Raw genomic sequence first — 4,945 nt, forward strand, 5'->3', positions numbered from 1 at the left:
TGATAACTGATAACTGATAACTGATAACTGATAACTGATAACTGATAACTGATAACTGATAACTGATAACTGATAACTGATAACTGATAACTGATAACTGATAACTGATAACTGATTAGGTTTTTGTCCTGAGACTTTGAGCGCTTAGATAAAGTTGCGTCCATTCTTTGACCACTTGTGTGCGTTTACAGTTTAATTCGCCAGCGATTTCCTCAAGGGTTTTACCCGCTTTTAAGCCATCGATAACGCTTTTACCCGTGGGAGAAAGACCGGCATAGAAACTTTGCCATTGACTGAGAGTTAAGCCAAAATTATGCTCTTTCGGGCTGATTTGTAACCATTCAGCGATTAATTCTGTCCCTTCCTTGAGGGCAAAAACCTTAATCGCATGATAGCCAACTTTTTCCCGGAGACGATAAATCCGTTGGACGGGAATATTCATCGCCTTTGCGATCGCATCTTGGTTTTCGCCCCCTAGATAGAGGTTAAACCAAGTCACCGCCTCCCGACTAACATTTTCCTCTAGATACTTGGCAAAACTCTCTTGAACCTTTACCCGTTGAATTTGCGCTTCTTGGGAAGTGCGTTGATCTTCGTAGGTAGCGATCGCATTTTGATCCAGTAAACTTAAGCTATTTTCCCCCTCATCGCCACTAATTTCATCGGAGAGAATCCTGATCATTTCTTGCTGCGGCACATTAGTGATACCGCTTCTCGATTGACGACGGAGATAATTAACAAAACGATAGGCTAACAGGGGTTGATTGCGGATCGGACGCAGAGCGTATTCCTCCAGGGTGGCTAACAGCAGCTGATCGCGAGTAGCTTGATCATTGGTACAACGAGCGATCCATGCTAACTGGGATTGCAGATAGCGATCGCTATTTAACATTTCTTGAATAACTTCCTGCAAGACATCGGCCACCGCTTGCCGACGATCGCGACTTAAGGAAACCCAAGTGCGAATTTTTTGCCGGAGAGTGACACAAGCACCGAGACGATCGATCAGGTTATGATAGGCGCGGGTGGGACTAACTTTCAGATAGCGTTGCCGCAAAATTTGCCAAAGATAGACTAATCCCCGTTTAGCGATTTCTAAATCTCTCTGGTCTAAATTTTCCCAACGTTGGCTATCTTCACCGAGTAACCAATTGATAATGGTATCCCTTTGGCGATCGGTTAAGGAGTCATCTGTTTGAGAGAGGATATCTTGCCATTGTTGCCTTAACTCGTCGATTATTGTCGTCATCGAAAAATTGAGTTCCAAACCCCGTCTTTTGAGGACGGCTTTAGTTTGAATATTAGCGCATTTACACGATATATGCTAGAACCTGAGCCATGGAGAAAGCCTATCGCTACCGATTTTACCCAACACCCGAACAAGATAGGACTCTAGGCAGAAGAGAAATAGGAATTGTGCGGAAAGTGCGCTCGCATCGCTTCCTAGGGTGTGTTCCCTGAAAACATGACAATTTCAAGGTTAACCAATATTTGGGAATGCACCCCCCCTACCATTTATAATTCGGGAACATTTTCCTGTTCATAATTTTTTATTAATATTCCCAAAATTTCCATTAAAGAAGCAAGAGGATGATTTTCATTTTCCCCTATTTCATCTATCAAATTATCTAACATAATTACTAATTGTTCATATTCTGATTCGTTGCGAGGGATAAAGAGTATTTGCTTTAAGTTTGTCCAGGCTGGCCGTGTTTTCTCTAGATCTATCGTCGGCATTTTTTCACTCCTTCCATTTGTTTTTGTCCTATTCAGCATGAGTTAAAACTTCTCGAATATAAATTTTTTGTCGCTTGTAATGAATCGCCGCTATGAGTCTAATCTTATTTCCACCTTGGAACCCCCTAAGCTACATCTACATACTCACAGATCGACACTGATTCAGGAACAGTTAATCCATCTTCTTTTAAGCCTTCCAAATGAAAAATTATTGCCTCAGCAATTAATTGTTTAACTTCTTCTAATGTTTCTGCAACCGCAACACATCCGGGAAGATCGGGAACATAAGCACCGTAGCTATTTTCTCCTTTTTCAATAACAACTGCATATCGCATTATATTTTGTCCTCCTCAATTTGAGCTTGTCGCCATATATTTTTAAGAGTCCCAATAGGAACATCAACGCTGGATTTCCCCGATACCGTTACCGTACCAGATTTTGAGGGATGTTTATACTGCCTATGACTTCCTCGTGTTCTAGCAAGATACCAGCCATCCGCTTCTAACACTTTAATCACTTGTTTGACTTTCATGATTCTGGATTTTAACACAATCACATCGCCTCGCAGTGCCGTGTCCTCGTAGTTTGGGTTGAGCGAAAACGTATCAATTCGATTGTCTAAGCGAAACCCAACACCCCGAAGGGTCACTCCCGGTTAGGTTTCCTTACGTCAACCCAACCTGTAATTGAGGGGGGTACTTTATTCATGACTACAATGACCAACAAAGCAAAGGTTTGAGCTATCACCACTACAATCAAATCACTACTCACCCGCAGCAGACAAAGCCATAAATCCCGAAAATATTCCCGTTAATTAGCTTTAACTTTCTGCCCGATTGTATCGGCAGTGGTAGTAGAAACCATGGCCGCCATAACTTGTTCAGGGGAAACCGTAAAAGGTAAACGATGAATGTCCGAATTAGGCTGACAGGCAATTGCGGCCGCGTGGCGCAACTGGGCAAGAGAAACATCTCTTAATCCTAAATCCTCTAGGGATTTCGGTAAACCAATTTGTTCATAAAACTGGATTAGTTGCCCCCGGGCCGATACTGCTAATTGATTACCCAAAACTATTTCCTCTAGACGCAATTGGGCGAGAATTCCGTAGGCGACTTTTTCCCCGTGCAGGGCATGATGGCAAGCGGGAATATGGGTTAAACCATTATGAATCGCATGGGCGGCCACGGTGCGACAATTAGCGCCCCCCAAACCACCAATTACTCCGGCTAATAAAACGGTGGCATCCACCACCTGTTTCCAGTCCTCCCCGCCGATATTTTCTAGGGCTGCCGGGGATTTTTGGAAAAGGATATCCCGCAAAACCCGGGCCTGTTGGACAGCGGCAATGATCAGGGTTTCTGTGGAGTGACCGCTACTGACGGAAGCTTCGTACCATTTAGCGATCGCATCGCCAATACCAGCGATTAAGGTTCTTTTCGGGGCAGTTTGGATAATACCGTAATCGAGAATTAATAAATCCGGACAACGGGCTAGGGACAGATCGTAAAGAAACGCCCCTGCGTCGGAATAGACGTTAGATAGGGCTGTCCAAGCGGCACAGGTAGCGGCGGAGGTGGGAATCGTGGCGATCGGCAAATGGCACTGATGGGCGAGTAATTTGGCCGTATCGAGGGCTTTGCCGCCACCCACACCGATGATAAAATCTGCCTCATGACTCTTGACAGATGCCTTTAAATATGCTAGGGAATTTTCCGAACAATCGGGGGCGTAACTGTGATAGCTAGGAGTGAGATTTTTCAGGGGAGATGACAAAAAAGCTAAATTGCGATCGCCGCCCACCACGAGGGGACGCTTGCCCAAATCCCCTAACTTGCCGGTGGATTCTTCTAGGGCATTGTCACCCCGAATCACTTGTGCGGGGGCGATTAACAGGGGCAAAACAGCGACAGCATTGGACATTTTTTGACAACCTCAAGGATTATTGGCTAATTTTAGCGAAACTTTCGGGAAAAAGCTGTAGTTCAGGAGTATTATCCCCCGGGGCGGAGAAGGATTTTTTAATCTGTCCCAGGTACAAAGGAGCAGATAAACCGGGCTGAGGATGAACGAGAGTGCGAGCGCTAATGATAAATTGATTATTACCGCCAGCACCGGCGCGACCGGAGGAAAACAAGTCACTAGCGGCTTGTTTTAGGGTTGCTTCCACCTGCTCGGGAGTAACAGTATTGGGCAGGGAGATAACAGCTTGATTTGCTCCGTTATCATAGACAAGGGAGAATCTCACCGCTCCCGGAATTTCGGTACGGGTAAATAATCCTAACCCAAGACCGAAAATCCCCACCGTCAACACAGCCATAAAGCTAGTGACACCGACGAGACGAAAGCGGATTCCCCAACCGACGAGAAAAGCGATAATCGTGAGTACCAAAAAAACCAGCGTGGCAATACCAGACCATTGGGTGTATTTGGCGAAGTTTAGGGGAATGTCCATATTTTCTATAATACTGATTCTATGAAAACGGTTAGCATAAACCATTGTACCTATCCTGTGGTCGAAACTTTCCATTCCGTCCAGGGCGAGGGCTTTTGGACGGGAAGCAATGCTTTTTTCCTCCGTTTAGGAGGTTGCGATGTCTATTGTCCCTGGTGCGACCAAAAAGAGTCTTGGAATGCCCACCGTTATCCCCAACAATCCCTGGGGGAATTGGTAGAGATGGCAAAAGGGGCTAACCCCGCTATGGTGGTGATTACCGGGGGTGAACCTTTAATGCACAATCTTGATCCTTTGACCAAGGAATTAAAAAATCAGGGTTTACGGGTACATTTAGAAACTTCTGGCGCTCATCCTTTTACTGGGGTTTTTGATTGGGTGACTTTTTCTCCTAAAACTTATAAAATGCCCGATCCTAGTATTTATGCACGGGTAAATGAGTTAAAAATTGTCGTGGCTAATCCAGAAGATTTAGACTGGGCAGCTATGCAGGAAAGTAAGTTATCGGAAGGGGTGATCAAATATCTACAACCCGAATGGAATACAGTAGAAAGCAAAGAGTTAGTCTTTAATTATGTTCTCCGACATCCCCAATGGCGTCTCAGTCTCCAAACCCATAAGTTTTTAGGAGTCCGCTAGTCAGTTATCAGTTATCAGTTATCAGTTATCAGTTATCAGTTATCAGTTATCAGTTATCAGTTATCAGTTATCAGTTATCAGTTATCAGTTATCAGTTATCAGTTATCAGTTATCAGT

At 44.5% G+C, this 4,945-nt stretch carries 8 protein-coding genes and 1 pseudogene; 2 read left to right on the plus strand and 7 right to left on the minus strand.

The genetic code is table 11. The features are described from left to right. Positions 1-115: 115 nt before the first annotated feature. Positions 116-1,249, minus strand: coding sequence for a HetZ-related protein 2 (locus tag EWV66_RS19020; protein WP_287108223.1), 1,134 nt, complete (start codon positions 1,247-1,249; stop codon positions 116-118). Between the two features lie 89 nt (positions 1,250-1,338). Between EWV66_RS19020 and EWV66_RS19025 the strand changes: the two are divergent. After that, a pseudogene (locus tag EWV66_RS19025) lies at positions 1,339-1,428 on the plus strand (helix-turn-helix domain-containing protein); the annotation flags it as partial. Between the two features lie 87 nt (positions 1,429-1,515). Here the strand turns inward: EWV66_RS19025 and EWV66_RS19030 are convergent. From EWV66_RS19030 to EWV66_RS19055, 6 genes are all read right to left on the minus strand, one after another. Continuing rightward, the gene (locus EWV66_RS19030; protein WP_287108224.1) at positions 1,516-1,737 is read right to left on the minus strand and encodes a hypothetical protein; all 222 of its coding nucleotides are present in this window, start codon (positions 1,735-1,737) and stop codon (positions 1,516-1,518) included. Between the two features lie 28 nt (positions 1,738-1,765). Further along, on the minus strand, positions 1,766-1,840 hold the full coding sequence (locus EWV66_RS19035) for a type II toxin-antitoxin system HigB family toxin (RefSeq protein ID WP_223210750.1): 75 nt from the start codon (positions 1,838-1,840) through the stop codon (positions 1,766-1,768). A 22-nt stretch (positions 1,841-1,862) separates the two neighbouring features. Further along, complete coding sequence (locus EWV66_RS19040; protein ID WP_002750184.1) at positions 1,863-2,072, minus strand: type II toxin-antitoxin system HicB family antitoxin; 210 nt, start codon at positions 2,070-2,072, stop codon at positions 1,863-1,865. Beyond that, positions 2,072-2,269: a type II toxin-antitoxin system HicA family toxin gene (locus tag EWV66_RS19045; RefSeq protein ID WP_024968900.1), complete on the minus strand. Its 198-nt coding sequence runs from the start codon at positions 2,267-2,269 to the stop codon at positions 2,072-2,074. The genes EWV66_RS19040 and EWV66_RS19045 overlap by 1 nt, the downstream gene beginning before the upstream one ends. Positions 2,270-2,547: 278 nt before the next feature. Further along, complete coding sequence (locus EWV66_RS19050) at positions 2,548-3,657, minus strand: iron-containing alcohol dehydrogenase family protein (RefSeq protein WP_287108227.1); 1,110 nt, start codon at positions 3,655-3,657, stop codon at positions 2,548-2,550. Positions 3,658-3,676: 19 nt separating this feature from the next. Further along, positions 3,677-4,234: a Ycf51 family protein gene (locus tag EWV66_RS19055; protein ID WP_002781770.1), complete on the minus strand. Its 558-nt coding sequence runs from the start codon at positions 4,232-4,234 to the stop codon at positions 3,677-3,679. On the opposite strand from EWV66_RS19055, the gene EWV66_RS19060 reads away from it, so the two are divergent. Next, the gene (locus EWV66_RS19060) at positions 4,211-4,828 is read left to right on the plus strand and encodes a 7-carboxy-7-deazaguanine synthase QueE (RefSeq protein ID WP_052277315.1); all 618 of its coding nucleotides are present in this window, start codon (positions 4,211-4,213) and stop codon (positions 4,826-4,828) included. The two genes, EWV66_RS19055 and EWV66_RS19060, sit on opposite strands and share 24 nt — an antisense overlap. Positions 4,829-4,945 lie beyond the last annotated feature (117 nt).

Source organism: Microcystis sp. M_OC_Ca_00000000_C217Col (assembly GCF_007095585.1).
In the GTDB taxonomy this organism is placed as follows: Bacteria; Cyanobacteriota; Cyanobacteriia; order Cyanobacteriales; family Microcystaceae; genus Microcystis; species Microcystis panniformis.